Raw genomic sequence first — 18,068 nt, 5'->3', positions numbered from 1 at the left:
CCGCCGGACATGCCGGGCAGCACGCCGGGGGGCAGCGACGCCAGCGGCGGCACGCCGTCGCCGCCCGGCGCACCCATCGGTGGCGGCCCGCCCGGATCGCCCGCCACGCTGCGCACCGCCGCAAAGCTCAGGAAGTGGCTGGCCACCAGCGCCACCCACATCAGCAGCATCAGCCGCTTGAACAGCGTGTCACTGAACAGGTGCCGCAGCCGCTGCATCGGCTCAGCCCTTGGCGGCTGCGTCGAACAGGTAGCCTTCGCCGCGCACGGTGCGGATCAGGTTCGGCGCGTCCAGCTTCTGGCGCAGCCGCGACACCGTCAGGTCGACGCTGCGGTCGGTGACGTCGACGCCGGGCGCGCGCGTCAGGTCGAGCAGCTGGTCGCGGCTGAGCACGCGGTTCGGGTGGTCGACGAAGGCCGACAGCAGCCGGAACTCGGCCGACGACAGCGCCACCACCACCTGCTGCGGCGAGGTGAGCTGGCGGCGCAGCCGGTCGAAGCTCCAGCCGGCGAACTGCAGCACCGTGTCCGACGGCGGTGCGGCCGGTGCGGCGCCGCTGCGCCGCAGCACCGCGTGGATGCGCGCCACCAGCTCGCGCGGCTCGAAGGGCTTGGGCAGGTAGTCGTCGGCGCCCAGCTCGAGCCCGACCACGCGGCTGGCCGGATCGCCCTGGGCGGTCAGCATGATCACCGGCAGCGGCGCGACCTCGCGCACCCAGCGGAACAGGTCGAGCCCGTTGCCGTCGGGCAGCATCAGGTCGAGCAGCAGCACCCGGTACGGATCGGGGCCGGCCAGGCCGGGGCGCAGCACGCGCCGCAGGCTGGCCGCATCGGCCACCGCACTCACGCGCATGCCGTAGCGCTGCAGGTAGTCGCCGACCAGCTGGCGCAGGTCGATGTCGTCGTCGACAAGCAGGACGTGGATCATGGTCAGGAACGGAACAGCCTCGAATACTGTGCCTCGTGGCGCGCCGACAGGATGGCCAGCATCGGCGTGAAGGCCTGGCGCTCGCCGTGCGGCAGCCGCATCGCGCGGTCGACCGCGGGCGGGATCGCGTCGGCCAGCGTGGCCAGCACGCGCTGCCCGGCATTCTGGCCGAGCGGCACCGCCTTCAGCGCCGCCTGCACCATGTTCTCGGCCCAGCCGAAGCAGAAGCTCAGCAGCGCGTCGCGCAGCGGCGCACCGGTCTGCACCGCGGCCAGCGCGAAGGCCACCGGCCAGGTCGGTGCCGGCTTCAGCGCGCCCAGCACGGCGATGCGCTCGTCGGCGGTACCGCGGTTCTTCAGCCATTCGACCAGCGAGCGGCCCATCTGCTCGGTCTGCAACCGCATCTCGCTGCTTTCGCGCGTCTGCACCACCCAGTCGTTCAGCTCGCCGATGGCGGCGCGGTCATCGCGCTGCCAGGCGCCGAAGGCCTTGGCGGCGAGCGCCAGGTCGCTGCGCGCCAGCGCCAGCTGCAGCTGGTCGGCCAGCCAGCCGGCGGCCTGCGCCTCGTTGGTCACGCGGCCGGCATCGACCGCCGATTCGAGGCCTTCCGAGTAGCTGAAGCCGCCCACCGGCAAGGCCGGCGAGGCCAGCCACATCAGTTGCAGCAGCGACGACGCGCTGGTGGGCGCTGGGGCACGGCGGACGCGGGGCATCGTGCTCAGTGCGAATGGCCGTGGTGGTCATGGTCACCGTGGTCGTGGCCAGGGTGTCCGTGGTCGTGCCCGTCGTCGTGTGCGTGGTCGTGGTGGGCATGGCCGCCGGCCGCATAGGCCCCGGCTTCCGGCTCGAACGCCGCCTGCGCCTCGTTCACGATCAGGTGCATGTGGCGCAGCATGTCGGCCAGCACGTGGTCGGGTTCGAGCTTCAGGTGGTCGGGCTTCAGTTCGAGCTGCACGTGGCGGTTGCCCAGGTGGTAGGCGGCGCGCAGCAGGTCGAACGGCGAGCCGTGCTCGCGGCAATGCGTCACGACCAGCACCGGCTGCGGTGCGGCCACCACGCGGATCATCGACCCGTCTTCGGCCACCAGCACGTCGCCGCCGCGCACCGCGGTGCCGCGCGGCAGGAACACGCCGAGCGTGCGGCCCTGCGAATCGGTCGCGTCGAAGCGGCTTTTCTGTCGGACATCCCAGTCGAGCTCGACGCTCGCGGCGCGCTTGAGCAGCACGGGGGCCAATCCATGGCCTTGGGCAAGGAGTTTGTTCACGGTCAGCATGGTGCGAGTGTGGCAGTAAACCCTAGGGCATTTCCATTCAGGATCCTGAACGGTCGGCCGATATTCCATCGGATTGGAACAAGGATCGACCATGAAACTGCTCCAGGATGTTCGCATCGGCGTGCGCCTCGCGCTCGGTTTCGCGAGCGTGTTGCTGCTCTCCTGCGCCACCATCGGCCAGAGCTTCTTCGAGATGTCGCAGCTGCAAGGCCGTTTCGACGACCTGGCCGGCATGACGATGCCGGCGATGAACGGCGTGTCCGAACTCGGCACGGCGGCGCGCGGCATGCGCGGCGCGCAGGAGCTGCTGGCCACGCGTTGGAGCGAAGCCGAGCGCAGCACCCAGGCCGAGGCCTTCAAGAAGCACCATGCGCGCTTCGTCGAGCAGATCAAGCTGCTGCGCGGCCTGCCGCGCGCCGATTCGATCGAGGTGCACCTGGCGCCGCTGGACAGCGCGCTGAAGTCCTACGACGCCAGCTCGGCCGAGATCGAACGCCTGCTCGCGAGCACCGACGATGCCGAGCGCTTCCAGAAGGTCAAGAAGCTGCTGGAGGGCCAGACGCTGGCCAACTTCACGACGCTGAACAATGCCGCCGCCGAGCTGACCCGGGTGATCCGCGAGGACGCCGGCCTGCGCATCGTCGCGGCGAGCGAGGGCAACCACCGCTCGCGCATCGCGATGGCGGTGGGCGGCGCGATCGCGCTGGCGCTCGGCAGCCTGCTGGCCTGGGGCCTGACGACCAGCGTCGTGCGGCCGCTGCGCAGCGGCATGCAGGCCTTGAAGCGCATTGCCGCAGGCGACCTGTCGGGCCGCGTCGACAGCGAGCGCAAGGACGAGATGGGCCAGCTGATGGCCGCGCTGGCACAGATGCAGGACAACCTGCGCACCGCCGTCGGCGACATCCGCAACTCGAGCGACTCGGTCTACAGCGCCGCGTCGGAGATCGCGCAGGGCAACCTGTCGCTGTCCGACCGCACCGAGCGCCAGGCCGCGAGCCTGGAGGAAACGGCGTCGTCGATGGAGACCATGGCGGCCACCGTCAAGGAAAGCGCCGGCACCGTCAACCGCGTCGAGGAGATTTCGAAGAGCGCGCGCCAGGCGGCCGGCCGCGGCAAGGAAGTGGTCGGCGACGTCGTGAAGACGATGCAGGACATCCAGCAGTCGAGCGACCGCATCGCCTCCATCATCTCGGTGATCGACGGCATCGCGTTCCAGACCAACATCCTGGCGCTGAACGCCGCGGTGGAGGCGGCACGTGCCGGTGAACAGGGTCGCGGCTTCGCGGTGGTGGCCGGCGAGGTGCGCAGCCTCGCGCAGCGCAGCGCCGGTGCGGCGCGCGAGATCAAGCAGCTGATCACCGACAGCGCCGAGAAGGTCGGCAGCGGTTCGCGCCACGTCAGCGACGCCGGCCGCGTGATGCAGGACATCCACGACCAGGTGTCGAGCGTGAACGACCTGGTCGGCGAGATCCGCCGCTCGGCCGCGCAACAGCACAGCGGCATCGAACAGGTCTCGCAGGCCATCTCGCTGCTCGACCATTCGACGCAGGAGAATGCGGCGCTGGTCGAGGAGGCCTCGGCCTCGGCCGAGAGCCTGAAGATGCAGGCGCAGAAGCTGCTGGAAGCGGTGGCGGCGTTCAAGGTCGAGGCCGATGCGGCGCATGCCGTGCAGCCCGATGCGGCGGCATCCTCCCGGGCCGCCGTGCACCTCGCGTTCGCGAACGCCTGAGGTTCGCGGCACTTCTCCCCGATCGCGCGAATACCTCGTATCGCCTCTGCATGGGGCGATGTAAGCATCGGAAAAAAGGCCACGCGGCCAAGGCCGGGGCAGCCATTCGCAAAGGCCGGGACAGGTCTTCGGCCTGCGCATCGCAGGCATCCCGGTTCCCGTATGGCAATGGACCGTAGGATGCCTCCTGTTCCTCGTGTCAACGGGGATCTACAGGAAAGTGAGCAATCCCTCCAGAACTGCGTTTCTTGTCATGAAAGCGCTTGCGGCGCAGCCCACCCATCGCGTTGGATGAGAGGTGGGCACTCGCAACCGGCTTACAGCGTTCTCCAGCCAAGCGCGCAGCATCCGGGCCTGGTTTCTGCCACGTCCTTGGAGGGGAGCTTATGAAACACCATGTGCTGCGCAGCTTGCGCAACGGTTCGATGCTGGGGCTGCATTGCGCCCTGGCGATCCTGCTGGTTGGATGCGGTTCCGGCGACGGAGGAAGCAGCGCCGCCGCGGACAACAACAACGCCAGTGCGAGCGACGTCGGGGGCGACCGCTCGCGCCCGATGGCGGTCGGCGACCCGATCGGCACGGCGCTGACGCCCATCGCGGCCAGCGCCAGCGCGTCGGAGCGCGGCGACCTGTCGGCCGCTGCCGCGATCGACCACGACGACAACACCCGCTGGAGCAGCGGCTTCAGCGACGACCAGAACCTGACGCTGGACTTCGGCCAGTCGGTCAGCGTGACCCGCGTGCGCATCAACTGGGAACGCGCCCACGCCACCAGGTACCTGTTGCAGGTGTCGAACGACAAGTCGAGCTGGGTCACGATCAAGACCGTCGACAACAGCCAGGGCGGCATCGAGGACTGGACCGGCCTGAGCGGCCAGGGCCGCTACCTGCGCGTGCAGGGCGTGACCCGCTCGACGCAGTACGGCTACTCGATCTTCGAGATCCAGGCCTTCAGCGGCTCGGCCCCCGCACCCGCTCCTGCGCCGGCCCCGGCGCCTGCGCCCGCTCCGGCACCGGCCCCCAGCCCGGCACCGTCGCCCGCGCCCAGCCCGGCTCCCGCACCCGCGCCGAGCCCGGCGCCTTCGCCGGCCCCGGCACCTGCACCCGCCCCGGCGCCCGCACCCGACGTGAGCCAGCCCGGCGTCGCGATCAGGCCGGTGGGCGCGACCTCGTCGGCGCTGGAAAACGGCGGCATGCCCGCCACCAACACCATCGACGGCAACATCGGCACGCGCTGGTCGAGCAAGCAGGAAGACGGCGCGTGGATCCAGTACGACTTCGGCGCCAAGACCCGCATCGGCGCGATGAAGCTGAGCTGGGAGAACTCGTACGGCAAGGAGTACGCGCTGCAGGTCTCCGATGACGGCCAGAACTGGTCGCAGGTGCGCTACGTCAGCAACGGCAAGGGCGGCACCGAGGAGTTCTACAACCTCGGCATCAACTCGCGCTACGTGCGCCTGCAGGGCGTGGCCCGCGGCACGCAGTACGGCTACTCGCTGTGGGAAGTCGAGTTCAAGACCCCGGGCACCGACAACACGATGCCCACGATGGCCACCGCGCCGTTGAAGGCGCCGTCCAGCGGCGCCGCGATGGCCCCGCTGCCCACGCAGGCCGACCCGGTCGAGACGCTGCAGTTCACGCTGGCCGACGGCACGCTGGTCACGCGCTTCGGCATCCGCGGCCTGGCCCGCCACGGCCGCGAGCGCGGCGAAGACTGGAACGAGATCGGCGAAGGCCCGAACGAGACGGTCGACCCGGTGACGGGCCGCCCGGTCGACAAGGGCCCGGGCAACTTCCTGACCTTCGTGCCGAACTACTTCAAGAACCGCACCTGGGGCTTCGAGATCGTCGACAACAGCCGGGTGGCCGGCGTGACCAAGCCGACGCTGCGGGTCAACCACTACTTCACGCAGGACCAGCTGCCGGGCGGCGTGGCCTGGTTCCGTGCCTTCGACCGCGTGGGCGTCACCGGCTACGGCTGGATGAACCCGGGCCAGCTGGTGAACGACAAGGTCACCATCTGCCCGCCGGTGGCCTACCCGCCGAACGGCAGGCTGCTCAGCGCCAACGTGCTGAACAACGACTGCAGCCTGACGGTCAAGGACTACCCCGGCCACGGCGACATCGGACCGGACGGCTTCCCCAACGGCAAGAACGTGCCCGCACGTCCGCTGGTGCCGGGCGACGTGATCGAGGTCTCGCCGTCGTTCTTCTCGACCAAGGAGGCGATGGCCGCCAAGGGCGACAACGGCGGCATCCGCTACTACGCGGGCGAGTGGACCTACGTGGTGGGCACCGGCCTGCGCCCGTGGTACGGCGTGCAGCCGCGCCTGATGAACGCGCCGCTGCCGGCCGAGACGCTGCAGGGCGGCACCGGCTCGCTGTCGTACGACTACGCCGACAACGGCACCTTCATCTTCCAGCAGCCGCACATCAACGTCGGCATGCAGAACATGCAGCGTTTCGTCGAAGGCCGTCGCACGATCCACACCAACATGTTCACCGGCGAGCACAACGAGCCGGGCAACGACCGCTTCGATGCGCTGGTGGACCTGCAGGGGCCGCGCTACAACCAGTCGTCGTGCTTCGCATGCCACGTGAACAACGGCCGCAGCCCGGCGCCGGCGGCAGTGAACCAGCGCCTGGACACGATGTCGGTGCACACCGCGGCGATCAACGCTCAGGGCCAGCAGGTGCCTGACACGCGCTACGGCGTGGGGGTGCAGATGAATGCGCGCGGTGCCAACGGCGCGCCGCAGGACTGGGGCAACGGCGTGCGCGTCGCGGGCTTCGACACCCAGACCGTGAAGCTGGCCGACGGCACGTCGGTGGAGCTGCGCAAGCCCAAGCTGGCCTTCGACGGCCCGACGCCGCAAGTCGTCTCGCTGCGTGCGGCGCAGCCGATGCTGGGTGCCGGCCTGCTGGAAGCCATCCCGGAAGCCGACATCCTGGCGCGTGCCCGCGGCACGGCGGACGCCGACGGCATCAAGGGCCAGGCGAACTTCGTGTTCGACCCGGAAACCGGTGACGTGCGCCTGGGCCGCTTCGGCTGGAAGGCCGGCAAGTTCAGCCTGCGCCACCAGGCCGCCTCGGCCCTGCTGCAGGACATGTCGGTGACCACGCCGGTGTACCCGAGCCGCGACTGCCTGGCCGGCCTGCCGACCTGCCGCACGAAGAACGAGCGTGGCCTGTCGGAGAACGACCTGACGTCGATCGCGCGCTACCTGCAGCTGCTGGCCGTGCCGGCCCAACGCAGCCTGGTGAGCGGTTTTCCGAAGGGCGTGGCACCGCTGGCGGACCTGGACGTCGACCCGGTCAAGGTGGCCAACGGCGCGAAGGTCTTCAAGGCGGCGAACTGCACCGGCTGCCACCTCCCGGAGGTGAAGACCGGCTCCGGCCACCCGCTGGCTGAGCTGCGCAACCAGACCATCAAGCCGTACACCGACCTGCTGCTGCACGACATGGGGGCCGACCTGGCCGACAACTATGTCGAAGGCACGGCCGCCGGCAACCTGTGGCGCACCTCGGCCCTGTGGGGCATCGGCTACACCGACCGCGTGATGGGCACGGCGGGCAAGGTCGGCTACCTGCACGACGGCCGGGCCCGCACGCTGACCGAGGCGGTGATGTGGCACGGGGGCGAAGCCACCAATGCGCGCAATCGCTTCGCGGCGCTGTCCGCGGCGGATCGCGAGGCGCTGCTGGCGTTCCTCGGATCGCTGTGATCGAGTGAACTGACGTCAGCAAAAAGCCCCGCTTCGGCGGGGCTTTTTCGTTTCGCGTCGCCGGGGCGATTTGACGGACGAATCCCGGATTGGCATCCGGGCTACGACCTTGTGATGCGCGCGGGCCGGGCGAGGGGTTGTCATGTAGCCCGGATGCCAATCCGGGATGCGTCGCTCAAATGGCGAGATCGATCAGAACAGGAAGTACCTCTGCGCCATCGGCAACACCGTCGCCGGCTCGCAGGTCAGCAGCACCCCATCCGCCCGCACCTCGTAGGTCTGCGGATCGACCTCGATCTTCGGCGTGAAGCCGTTGTGCACCATGTCGGCCTTGCCGATCGTGCGCGTGTTGCTGACCGCCACCGCGCGCTTCTTCAGCCCCAGCTTCTGCGGCACGCCCGCCGCCAGCCCTGCCTTGGACACGAAGGTCACGCTGGTGTCGTGCATCGCCCCGGCGTACGAGCCGAACATCGGCCGGTAGTGCACCGGCTGCGGCGTCGGGATCGACGCGTTCGGGTCGCCCATCGCGGCGGCCGCGATGAAGCCGCCCTTCAGGATCAGCGACGGCTTCACGCCGAAGAAGGCCGGCTTCCACAGCACCAGGTCGGCCAGCTTGCCGACCTCGACCGAGCCCACCTCGTGCGCAATGCCTTGCGTGATCGCCGGGTTGATCGTGTACTTCGCGATGTAGCGCTTGACACGGAAGTTGTCGTGCCGCGCGCTGTCTTCGGGCAGCGTGCCGCGCTGCGCCTTCATCTTGTGCGCCGTCTGCCAGGTGCGGATGATGACCTCGCCGACGCGGCCCATGGCCTGGCTGTCGGACGACATCATCGAGAACACGCCGACGTCGTGCAGGATGTCCTCGGCCGCGATGGTCTCGCGGCGGATGCGGCTCTCGGCGAAGGCCAGGTCCTCGGCGATCGACGCGTCGAGGTGGTGGCACACCATCAGCATGTCCAGGTGCTCGTCGATGGTGTTCACCGTGTACGGCATCGTCGGGTTGGTCGACGAGGGCAGCACGTTCGGCAGGCCCGCGGCCTTGATGATGTCGGGCGCATGCCCGCCGCCCGCGCCTTCGGTGTGGAAGGTCGCGATGGTGCGGCCCTTGAACGCATCGATGGTGCTCTCGACGAAGCCCGATTCGTTCAGCGTGTCGGTGTGGATCGTCACCTGGATGTCGTGCTTGTCGGCCACGCTCAGGCAGTTGTCGATCGCCGCCGGCGTCGTGCCCCAGTCCTCGTGCAGCTTCAGCCCGTAGGCGCCGGCCTCGATCTGCTCTTCCAGCGCGCCGGGCAGGCTCGCATTGCCCTTGCCCTGGAAGCCCAGGTTCATCGGGAAGGCCTCGGCCGCCTTCAGCATCTGGTGGATGTACCAGGGGCCGGGCGTGCAGGTGGTCGCGAAAGTGCCGGTGGCCGGGCCGGTGCCGCCGCCCAGCATCGTCGTCACGCCGCTCATCAGCGCCTCCTCGATCTGCTGCGGGCAGATGAAGTGGATGTGGCTGTCGATGCCGCCGGCGGTGACGATGCTGCCTTCGCCGGCGATGATCTCGGTGCCCGGGCCGATCACGATGTCGACGCCGGGCTGCACGTCGGGGTTGCCGGCCTTGCCGATGCCGCTGATGCGGCCCGCCTTCAGCCCGATGTCGGCCTTCACGATGCCCCAGTGGTCGATCACGAGGGCGTTGGTGATCACGGTGTCGGCGACGTCCTTCGCGAGGCGCTGGCCCTGGCCCATGCCGTCGCGGATGGTCTTGCCGCCGCCGAATTTCACTTCTTCGCCGTAGCCGCCGGCGAGCAAGGTGTAGTCCTTCTCCACCTCGACGATGAGGCCGGTGTCGGCCAGGCGCACGCGGTCGCCGGTGGTGGGGCCGAACATCTCGGCATAGGCACGGCGGTGGATGGTGGCCATCAAAGGGCTCCCTGCACGTCGCCGCGGAAGCCGTAGACCTTGCGGTCGCCGGCATAGTCGACCAGCTCGACCGTGCGCTGCTGCCCCGGCTCGAAGCGCACCGCGGTGCCCGAGGCGATGTTCAGCCGCATGCCGCGCGCCGCCGCGCGGTCGAACCGCAGCGCCGGATTGGTCTCGGCAAAGTGGTAGTGCGAGCCGACCTGCACCGGCCGGTCGCCGCTGTTCTCGATCACCAGCGTGAGGGTGCGGCGGCCGACGTTGATCTCGATGTCGGGGCCGTCGATCAGCAGTTCGCCTGGAATCATCGCGGACCCTTCAGTTGACGGCCAGCAAGGCCACGCCGAACAGCGCGACCGCGCTGCCGGCGATGCGCGGCAGCCAGGGCGAGCGCGCACGCAGCAGCAGGCCGAGCGCGATGCCCGCGCCGTGCAGCAGTGCGGTGGCGGCGACCATGCCGGCCAGCGCGAAGGCGGCCGCCGGACCGGCCAGCTCTGCGCCGTGCGCCAGGCCATGGAACAGCGCGAAGCCTGCCGCCAGTGCGGCACCGGCCAGCGCCGGCAGGCGGGTGTGGGTGGCGACCAGCAGCCCCAGCACCAGCAGCGAGGCCGCGACCATCGGCTCGGCCGCCGGCAGCGCCAGCCCCGCCAGCCCCAGCAGCGCCCCCACCAGCAAGGTGCCGGCGAAGGCCAGCGGCGCGAGCCACGCGCGCCGCGCCGTCATCGCGCTCCACATGCCCACGGCAACCATCGCCGCCAGGTGATCGAGCCCGGTGAACGGGTGGGCGAAACCGGCCGCCAGCGCGCCGGCCGCCCCGTGGTGTTGCCCGGCATCGCCGCCGGCGTGGGCCAGGGCCAGGGCCGGCAGGCCGAGCAGCAGGGTCGAGGCGGCGAGCCGCCCCATGAGAGAACGGACTTTCATGCGCAGCACTCCGGGCGTCATGCAATGGGTTGGTGCACGGTCACCAATTTGGTGCCGTCGGGGAAGGTGGCTTCCACCTGGATCTCGGGGATCAGCTCGGCCACGCCGTCCATCACGTCGGCCCGGCGGAGCACCGTCTTGCCCTCGCTCATCAGCGCCGCGACCGACTTGCCGTCGCGTGCGCCCTCCATGATGGCGGCGCTGATCAGCGCCACCGCCTCGGGGTAGTTGAGCTTCAGCCCGCGCGCCTTGCGGCGCTCGGCCAGCAGCGAGGCCGTGAAGATCAGCAGCTTGTCTTTCTCACGCGGCGTCAGTTCCATGGTGGTGCGGGAAGCAGAAGGTGTGCCACATCTTAGGGCGCTTGATCGTGGCAATGGCACGGGGCTTGCGCGGAACATCGCATGAACCCTGCCACCTCCGCCGCAGACGGTGCCCCGGTTGCACCGAACATCGGCCCGGCCATCGTGCCGCCGCCCGCGGCGGCGCAGGACGAGCGCGCGGTGCAGCGGGTGGTCAAGGTGCGCCGCGACTACAACAGCTGGGTCGCGCGCGAGACGATGGAAGACTACGCGCTGCGCTTCACGCCGCACAGCTTCCGCAAGTGGTCGGAGCTGCGCGTGGCCAACACCGCGTTCGGCGCGGCCTCGTTCCTGGTGCTCGAGGCGGTGGGCGCGACGCTGCTGGTGCAGTACGGCTTCCTGAACGCGTTCTGGGCCATCCTGGCCACCGGGCTGATCATCTTCCTGGCCGGGCTGCCGATCAGCCTCTACGCGGCGCGCCACGGGCTCGACATGGACCTGCTGACGCGCGGCGCCGGCTTCGGCTACATCGGCTCCACCATCACCTCGCTGATCTACGCGAGCTTCACCTTCATCTTCTTCGCGCTCGAGGCGGCCATCATGGCTTACGCGCTCGAGCTCGCGTTCGACATCCCGCCCGCCTGGGGCTACCTGGCCTGCGCGCTGGTGGTGGTGCCGCTGGTCACGCACGGTGTCACCGCGATCAGCCGGCTGCAGGTGTGGACGCAGCCGCTGTGGCTGCTGCTGCTGGTGGTGCCCTACATCTACGTGTTCCGCCACAACCCCGGCGTGCTGGACGGCCTGGTGCACTATGCCGGCGCCGAGGGCCGCGGCGCGGAGTTCAGCCTGGGCCTGTTCGGTGCCGCGATGACGGTGGGCATCGCGCTGATCACGCAGATGGGCGAGCAGGTCGATTACCTGCGCTTCATGCCCGAGCGCACCGCGGCCAATCGCAAGCGCTGGTGGCTGGGCGTGCTGATCGGCGGGCCGGGCTGGGTGGTGCCGGGGGTCCTCAAGATGCTGGGCGGCGCGCTGCTGGCCTACCTGGCGATCAGCCATTCGGTGCCGGTGGACCGCGCGGTCGATCCCAACCAGATGTACCTCGCGGCCTACGAATACGTGTTCCCGCACCCGGCATGGGCGGTGGCCGCCACCGCGCTGCTGGTGGTGGTGTCGCAGCTGAAGATCAACGTGACGAACGCCTACGCCGGCTCGCTGGCCTGGTCCAACTTCTTTGCGCGCCTGACGCACAGCCACCCGGGCCGCGTGGTGTGGGTGGTGTTCAACACGATGATCGCGCTGATGCTGATGGAGCTGGACGTGTTCCGCGCGCTCGGCGAGGTGCTGGGGCTGTTCTCCAACATCGCGATCTCGTGGATCATGGCCGTGGTGGCCGACCTGGTGGTCAACAAGCCGCTCGGGCTGTCGCCGCCGGGCATCGAGTTCAAGCGCGCCCACCTGTACGACGTGAACCCGGTCGGCGTCGGTGCGATGGGCGCGGCATCGGCGCTGTCGATCGCCGCCTACCTGGGCCTGTTCGGGCCGATGGCGCAGGCCTTCTCGGCGCTGATCGCGCTGGTCACCGCCTTCGTGGTTTCGCCGTTGATCGCCTGGGCGACGAAGGGCCGCTTCTACATTGCACGCAGCAGCCCGAAGGGCTTGTTCACCCGCTTGCAGCAGTGCGTGATCTGCGAACGCGAGTACGAGTCCGACGACCTGGCGCACTGCCCGGCCTACCTGGGCTCGATCTGCTCGCTGTGCTGTTCGCTCGATGCGCGCTGCGACGACCTGTGCAAGCCCGAGGCCAAGCTGGCCACGCAATGGGCCGCGGCGCTGCGCGCGTTGCTGCCGCGCCGGGCCTGGCCGTACATCGACACGGGCCTGGGCCACTACATCCTGCTGATGGCGGTGGTGGTGCCGCTGCTGGCCGGGCTGTTCGGACTGCTGTACCACCAGGAACTGCGGCTGCTCGGCGAACCCGGTGCGGCGCTGGCGCCGGCCCTGCGCCTGGGCTTCATCAAGGCCTTCGCGGCGCTGCTGCTGGTGAGCGGCATCGTTGCGTGGTGGCTGGTGCTGACGCACAAGAGCCGCCAGGTGGCGCAGGAAGAGTCGAACCGCCAGACGCAGGCGGTGCACGAGCAGACGCAGGCGCTGCGGCGCGAGATCGATTCGCACCGCCGCACCGACCTGCAGCTGCAGCAGGCCAAGCGCAGCGCCGAGCTGGCCAACCAGGCCAAGAGCCGCTACATCACGACGGTGAGCCACGAGCTGCGCACGCCGCTGAACAGCATCCTCGGCTATGCGCAGCTGCTGGACGAGGACGCGTCCATCCCGCCGCAGCGCCGCCAGGCCGTCAGCGTGATCCGCCGCGGCGGCGAGCACCTGCTGTCGCTGATCGAGGGCACGCTGGACATCGCGCGCATCGAGGGCGGCAAGCTGCGGCTCGAGGCGCAGCCGATGCACCTGCGCGAGACGGTGCAGCAGATCGTGCGCATGTTCGAGCTGCAGGCGGCGGGCAAGGGCATCGCGTTCAGCCACGAGCTGTCGCAGGCCTTGCCCGAGGTGGTGCGCAGCGACGAGAAGCGGCTCAGCCAGATCCTCATCAACGTGCTGGGCAACGCGGTCAAGTTCACGCAGGCGGGGCAGGTGGTGTTCCGTGTCGGCTATGCGCGCGAGATGGCCACCTTCGAGATCGAGGACACCGGCCCGGGCATCGCGCCCGAAGAGATCGAGCACGTGTTCGAGCCGTTCGCGCGCGGCAGCGATGCCGGCGCGCTGGCCGGCGGCGGCACCGGGCTGGGCCTGACGATCAGCAAGATGCTGACCGACCTGATGGGCGGCGAGATGACGGTGCACAGCACGCCGCAGGTGGGCACCCTGTTCCGCATCCGGCTCTTCCTGCCGGCGGCGCGCGACGTGGTGGCGGTGCCGGCGCCGCGCGCCAGCCGCACCGGCTACGAGGGGCCGCGGCGGCGCATCCTGGTGGTCGACAACGAGGAGGTCGACCGCGACCTGCTGGCCAGCGTGCTGCAGCCGCTGGGCTTCGAGATCCGCCAGGCGGCGTCGGGGGCCGACTGCCTGCAGCTGCTGCGCAGCTTCACGCCGGACGCCATCCTGATGGACCTGGCGATGCCGGGCATCGATGGCTGGGCGACGATCCGCGCGATCCGCACGCAGGACCTGAGCGCGGCGCCGATCGCGATCGTGTCGGGCAACGCCTTCGACAAGGACCTGGACAACGACGTCGGCATCACGCCGGCGGATTTCGTGCTGAAGCCGGTGCGCGTGAACGAGCTGCTCGACTGGCTGGGCGAGCGGCTGCGCCTGCGCTGGGTGGTGGCCGCGGCGCCGCCGCAGGTGCCGGCGCCGCAGCCGGCAGCGGACTGGGTGCTGCCGGACGGCACGCAGCTGCAGGCGCTGGAGGAGCTGGTCGGGCTGGGCTATTTCCGCGGCATCGTGAACAAGCTGGACGAGATCGAGGCGGACAATGCGGCGCATGCCGGCTTCGTCGCGCACCTGCGCACGCTGGCCCGGCAGTTCCAACTCGATGCGATGACCCGCATCCTTCGGCAGGCGAGACATGACCGAGAGACTTCCTGACCGCGCCGCGACCGACGTCGTGCTGATCGTCGACGACGTGCCCGACAACCTGTCGCTGCTGCACGACGCGCTGGACGAGGCCGGCTACACCGTGCTGGTGGCGGTGGACGGCGAGAGCGCGCTGCAGCGGGCGGCGCAGGCCGAGCCCGACATCGTGCTGCTGGACGCGGTGATGCCGGGCATGGATGGTTTCGAGGTGGCGCGCCGGCTGAAGGCGAGCGCCGACACGGCGCAGATCCCGATCATCTTCATGACCGGGCTGACCGAGACCGAGCACGTGGTGGCGGCCTTCCAGGCCGGCGGCATCGACTACGTGACCAAGCCGATCCGCCCGCAGGAGGTGCTGGCGCGCATGGTGGTGCACATGCTGAGCGCTCGCCAGGCGCGGCAGGCGCGCAATGCTCTGGACGCGTTCGGCCACGCGACGATGGCGATCCACGTCAGCGAGCGGGTGGCCGACAGCCGGGCGGTGTGGCAGACGCCGCTCGCGCGCGAGCTGATGCAGCGCTACTTCGAGGCGCAGCCGGGGCAGGTGCCGCTCGAGCTGGCCACATGGCTGCAGGAGCAGTCGACGCTTGCGACGCAGGGCAGCGAGCCGAAGCCCCTGTCGCTGACGCGCGGCGAGCGGCAGCTGGTGTTCTCGCTGCAGCAGCGCACGAGCGATGACGACTGGCTGATCGTGATGCGCGAGGTGTCGGACGCGGCGGCGGTGGATGCGGTGATGCAGACCTTCAAGCTGACGTTGCGCGAGGCCGAGGTGCTGTACTGGGTGGCCAAGGGCAAGACCAACCGCGACATCGGCGACATCCTGGGCAGCAGCCCGGCGACGGTGAAGAAGCACCTGGAGCACGTGTTCGAGAAGCTCGGGGTCGAGACGCGCAACGCGGCGGCGTCGCTCGCGATCCAGCGCGTGCGGGCGCTCGCGCCATGGCATGGTGGTTGATTTCCCGGATTGGCATCCGGGCTACGGGACTTGTAGCCCGGATGCCAATCCGGGACCTCAGCCTCGCAGCACAGACGGAATATCGGAAGGCGGAATCACCTCGACATTGGCCGCCAGTGGATAGCGCCGCTCGACGGGTGCGACCACGTAGCCACGGCTGACCCCGAGATCTTCCAGCGCCTGCCAGAAGCCCTTGGTCACGCTGGGCGCGGATGAGAACTTGACCTCCATCCCCAGGGTTCGCCGTCCGGCCGAAACCACCAGGTCGAGCTCGGTACCCGCCACCGTCCGGTAGAAGCCGAGTTCTGCCCCCATCGGCGCGTGGGCGCGAACCTGTTCCAGGATGAATCCCTCCCAGGAAGCGCCGACGATCGGGTGCCCTTGCAGGTCATCGATGCTGGCGATGTTCAGCAGGGCGTGCACCAGGCCGCTGTCGCGGATGTAGACCTTGGGCGACTTGACGAGGCGCTTGCCGACGTTGGTGAGGTGCGGCTCGAGCCGGCGCACCATCATCGCGTCGCTCAGCAGCGAGAGGTAGCGCGTCACCGTCGTGTGCGCCACCCCGCCGAGCGAGATGCCCAGCTGCGACGCGTTGAAGAGCTGGCCCTGCAGGTGCGCCAGCATGCGCCAGAAGCGGTGCAGGGTTTCGGCGGGGATGGTCACGCCCAGCTGCGGCAGGTCGCGCTGCAGGAACGTCTGGATGAAGTCCTGGCGCCAGGTGAATGACAGTGCGTCGCTCGGCGCCGCCAGGCTCATCGGAAAGCCGCCTCGCGACCACAAGGCCTGCAGGCCGCCGAGGTCGGCATCGGGGCCGGTCAACACTTCCGATGCCAGCAGCGGGGTCAGCTCCATGTAGCTCACCCGACCGGCCAGCGACTCTGCGCTCTGGCGCATCAACGGGCCCGAAGCCGAGCCCAGCAGCAGGAAGCGGCCCGGGATCCGGTCGGCGTCGATCTCCGGGCGCAGGGCGGCAAACAGGTCCGGCACATGCTGCACTTCGTCGAGCACCACCAGCCGGTCGCGGTAGCGGGAAAAGAAGAGCTCGGGCTGTGCCAGCTGTGCCCGGTCTGCGGCCCGCTCCAGGTCGAGGAAGACGGCATCGTCCCGTTCCGAGGTGATCGCGCGGGCCAGCGTGGTCTTGCCGACCTGGCGCGGGCCGGTGATCACGACCCCGGGGAAGAATGCCAGCCGCTCGCGCAGCGTGGCCAGCAGCATGCGATCAATCATCATTGTATTTTGAGCGGTAACCGCTCAATAAACAAGGATGTGTAACAACGACAGTGCCCCTACGCCATCTGTCGTATTCCGCGAACCGCCCCCGCTCCGTAACCTGCGTCCGTCCGTCCCCAAGCAACGAGGGACGCGAGACACAACCCACAGGAGCGTTCGTCCATGAAGTCATCCCGCCGCAATTTCGCCGCGTCGCTGAGCGCCGTGTCGCTCGGCGTCGCCGCCCTCGGCCTGCCGCTGTTCGCGCAGGCCGCCGACACCATCAAGGTCGGCATCCTGCACTCGCTGTCGGGCACGATGGCGATCTCGGAGACCGTGCTCAAGGACACGGCCCTGATGACCATCGCGGAGATCAATGCCAAGGGCGGCGTGCTCGGCAAGCAGCTCGAGCCCGTGGTCGTCGACCCGGCCTCGAACTGGCCGCTGTTCGCCGAGAAGGCCAAGCAGCTGATCAGCCAGGACAAGGTTGCCGTGATGTTCGGCTGCTGGACCAGCGTGTCGCGCAAGTCGGTGCTGCCGGTGGTCGAGGAACTCAACGGCCTGCTGTTCTACCCGGTGCAGTACGAGGGTGAAGAGCTCAGCAAGAACGTGTTCTACACCGGTGCCGCGCCCAACCAGCAGGCCATCCCCGCAGTGGAATACCTGATGAGCAAGGCCGGCGGCGGCGCCAAGCGCTTCGTGCTGCTGGGCACCGACTACGTCTACCCGCGCACCACCAACAAGATCCTGCGCGCCTTCCTGAAGAGCAAGGGCATTGCCGACAAGGACATCGACGAGAAGTACACCCCGTTCGGCCACAGCGACTACCAGACCATCGTCGCCGACATCAAGAAGTTCTCGGCCGGCGGCAAGACGGCCGTCATCTCCACCATCAACGGCGACTCCAACGTGCCGTTCTACAAGGAACTGGGCAACCAGGGCCTGAAGGCGACCGACGTGCCGGTGGTGGCCTTCTCGGTCGGCGAGGAAGAGCTGCGCGGCGTCGACACCAAGCCGCTGGTGGGCCACCTGGCGGCATGGAACTACTTCATGTCGATCAAGAACCCGACCAACGACGCCTTCAAGAAGCAGTGGGCCGAGTACGCCAAGGCGAAGAACCTGCCGGGTGCCGACAAGCCGCTGACCAATGATCCGATGGAAGCCACCTACATCGGCATCCACATGTGGGCGCAGGCGGTCAAGAAGGCCGGCAGCACCGACACCGACAAGGTCATCGCCGCGATGGCCGGCCAGACCTTTCCGGCCCCGGGCGGCTTCGTGTCGACCATGGATGCCAAGAACCACCACCTGCACAAGCCCGTCTTCATCGGCGAGGTGAAGGCCGACGGCCAGTTCAACGTCGTGTGGAAGACCCCGGCCCCGGTGAAGGCCAAGCCGTGGAGCCCGTACATCGAAGGCAACGACAAGAAGAAAGACGAACCCCAGAAATAGGGCCCCCCAGTCGCTTCGCTCCTGCCCCCGAGGGGCGCCTCCCAGCGGCCCGGCAAAGCCGGTTCCGCGGGAGTTGCTGGATGGA

At 69.2% G+C, this 18,068-nt stretch carries 14 protein-coding genes; 5 read left to right on the top strand and 9 right to left on the bottom strand.

Annotated elements, in window-relative coordinates; translation table 11 throughout:
* From AC1DYN_RS00735 to ureE, 4 genes are all read right to left on the bottom strand, one after another.
* A partial coding sequence (locus AC1DYN_RS00735; RefSeq protein ID WP_477957166.1) for a hypothetical protein occupies positions 1-218 on the bottom strand: 218 nt, incomplete at its 3' end.
* Positions 219-222: 4 nt separating this feature from the next.
* On the bottom strand, positions 223-927 hold the full coding sequence (locus tag AC1DYN_RS00730; protein WP_477957165.1) for a response regulator: 705 nt from the start codon (positions 925-927) through the stop codon (positions 223-225).
* Positions 928-929: 2 nt separating this feature from the next.
* Positions 930-1,640: an urease accessory protein UreF gene (locus AC1DYN_RS00725; protein ID WP_477957164.1), complete on the bottom strand. Its 711-nt coding sequence runs from the start codon at positions 1,638-1,640 to the stop codon at positions 930-932.
* Between the two features lie 5 nt (positions 1,641-1,645).
* Complete coding sequence (gene ureE / locus AC1DYN_RS00720) at positions 1,646-2,200, bottom strand: urease accessory protein UreE (protein WP_477957163.1); 555 nt, start codon at positions 2,198-2,200, stop codon at positions 1,646-1,648.
* Positions 2,201-2,291: 91 nt separating this feature from the next.
* Here ureE and AC1DYN_RS00715 point away from each other — a divergent pair, with 91 nt between their 5' ends.
* Together AC1DYN_RS00715 and AC1DYN_RS00710 are read left to right on the top strand one after the other, a co-directional pair.
* A complete protein-coding gene (locus AC1DYN_RS00715) occupies positions 2,292-3,929 on the top strand; it encodes a methyl-accepting chemotaxis protein (RefSeq protein WP_477957162.1) in 1,638 nt (545 codons plus the stop codon).
* A gap of 386 nt (positions 3,930-4,315) precedes the next feature.
* A complete protein-coding gene (locus AC1DYN_RS00710) occupies positions 4,316-7,654 on the top strand; it encodes a di-heme oxidoredictase family protein (protein WP_477957161.1) in 3,339 nt (1,112 codons plus the stop codon).
* A 192-nt stretch (positions 7,655-7,846) separates the two neighbouring features.
* Here the strand turns inward: AC1DYN_RS00710 and ureC are convergent, their stop codons facing one another.
* The 4 genes from ureC to ureA are packed head-to-tail and all read right to left on the bottom strand — an operon-like array spanning position 7,847 to position 10,800.
* Positions 7,847-9,562 carry an urease subunit alpha gene (gene ureC / locus AC1DYN_RS00705; protein ID WP_477957160.1) on the bottom strand — a complete coding sequence of 572 codons (1,716 nt, stop codon included), beginning with the start codon at positions 9,560-9,562 and terminating at the stop codon, positions 7,847-7,849.
* A complete protein-coding gene (locus AC1DYN_RS00700; protein ID WP_477957159.1) occupies positions 9,562-9,867 on the bottom strand; it encodes an urease subunit beta in 306 nt (101 codons plus the stop codon). The genes ureC and AC1DYN_RS00700 overlap by 1 nt, the downstream gene beginning before the upstream one ends.
* A gap of 10 nt (positions 9,868-9,877) precedes the next feature.
* Positions 9,878-10,480: a HupE/UreJ family protein gene (locus AC1DYN_RS00695; RefSeq protein ID WP_477957158.1), complete on the bottom strand. Its 603-nt coding sequence runs from the start codon at positions 10,478-10,480 to the stop codon at positions 9,878-9,880.
* Positions 10,481-10,497: 17 nt separating this feature from the next.
* Positions 10,498-10,800 carry an urease subunit gamma gene (ureA, locus tag AC1DYN_RS00690; protein ID WP_477957157.1) on the bottom strand — a complete coding sequence of 101 codons (303 nt, stop codon included), beginning with the start codon at positions 10,798-10,800 and terminating at the stop codon, positions 10,498-10,500.
* 81 nt (positions 10,801-10,881) lie between these two features.
* Here ureA and AC1DYN_RS00685 point away from each other — a divergent pair, with 81 nt between their 5' ends.
* Together AC1DYN_RS00685 and AC1DYN_RS00680 are read left to right on the top strand one after the other, a co-directional pair.
* Positions 10,882-14,379, top strand: a complete 3,498-nt coding sequence (locus AC1DYN_RS00685; protein WP_477957156.1) for an ATP-binding protein — start codon at positions 10,882-10,884, stop codon at positions 14,377-14,379.
* Positions 14,360-15,322, top strand: coding sequence for a response regulator (locus AC1DYN_RS00680; protein WP_477957155.1), 963 nt, complete (start codon positions 14,360-14,362; stop codon positions 15,320-15,322). Before AC1DYN_RS00685 ends, AC1DYN_RS00680 begins: the two co-directional genes overlap by 20 nt.
* A gap of 57 nt (positions 15,323-15,379) precedes the next feature.
* Here AC1DYN_RS00680 and AC1DYN_RS00675 read toward each other — a convergent pair whose 3' ends face one another.
* A complete protein-coding gene (locus AC1DYN_RS00675) occupies positions 15,380-16,537 on the bottom strand; it encodes an ATP-binding protein (RefSeq protein ID WP_477957154.1) in 1,158 nt (385 codons plus the stop codon).
* A 177-nt stretch (positions 16,538-16,714) separates the two neighbouring features.
* Here AC1DYN_RS00675 and urtA point away from each other — a divergent pair, with 177 nt between their 5' ends.
* Positions 16,715-17,983: an urea ABC transporter substrate-binding protein gene (urtA, locus tag AC1DYN_RS00670; RefSeq protein ID WP_477957153.1), complete on the top strand. Its 1,269-nt coding sequence runs from the start codon at positions 16,715-16,717 to the stop codon at positions 17,981-17,983.
* Positions 17,984-18,068 lie beyond the last annotated feature (85 nt).

This window comes from Rhizobacter sp. P2_D12, from assembly GCF_056404395.1.
Note: the sequence above shows the minus strand (reverse complement) of the source record. Positions and strands in the feature narration are given on the sequence as shown.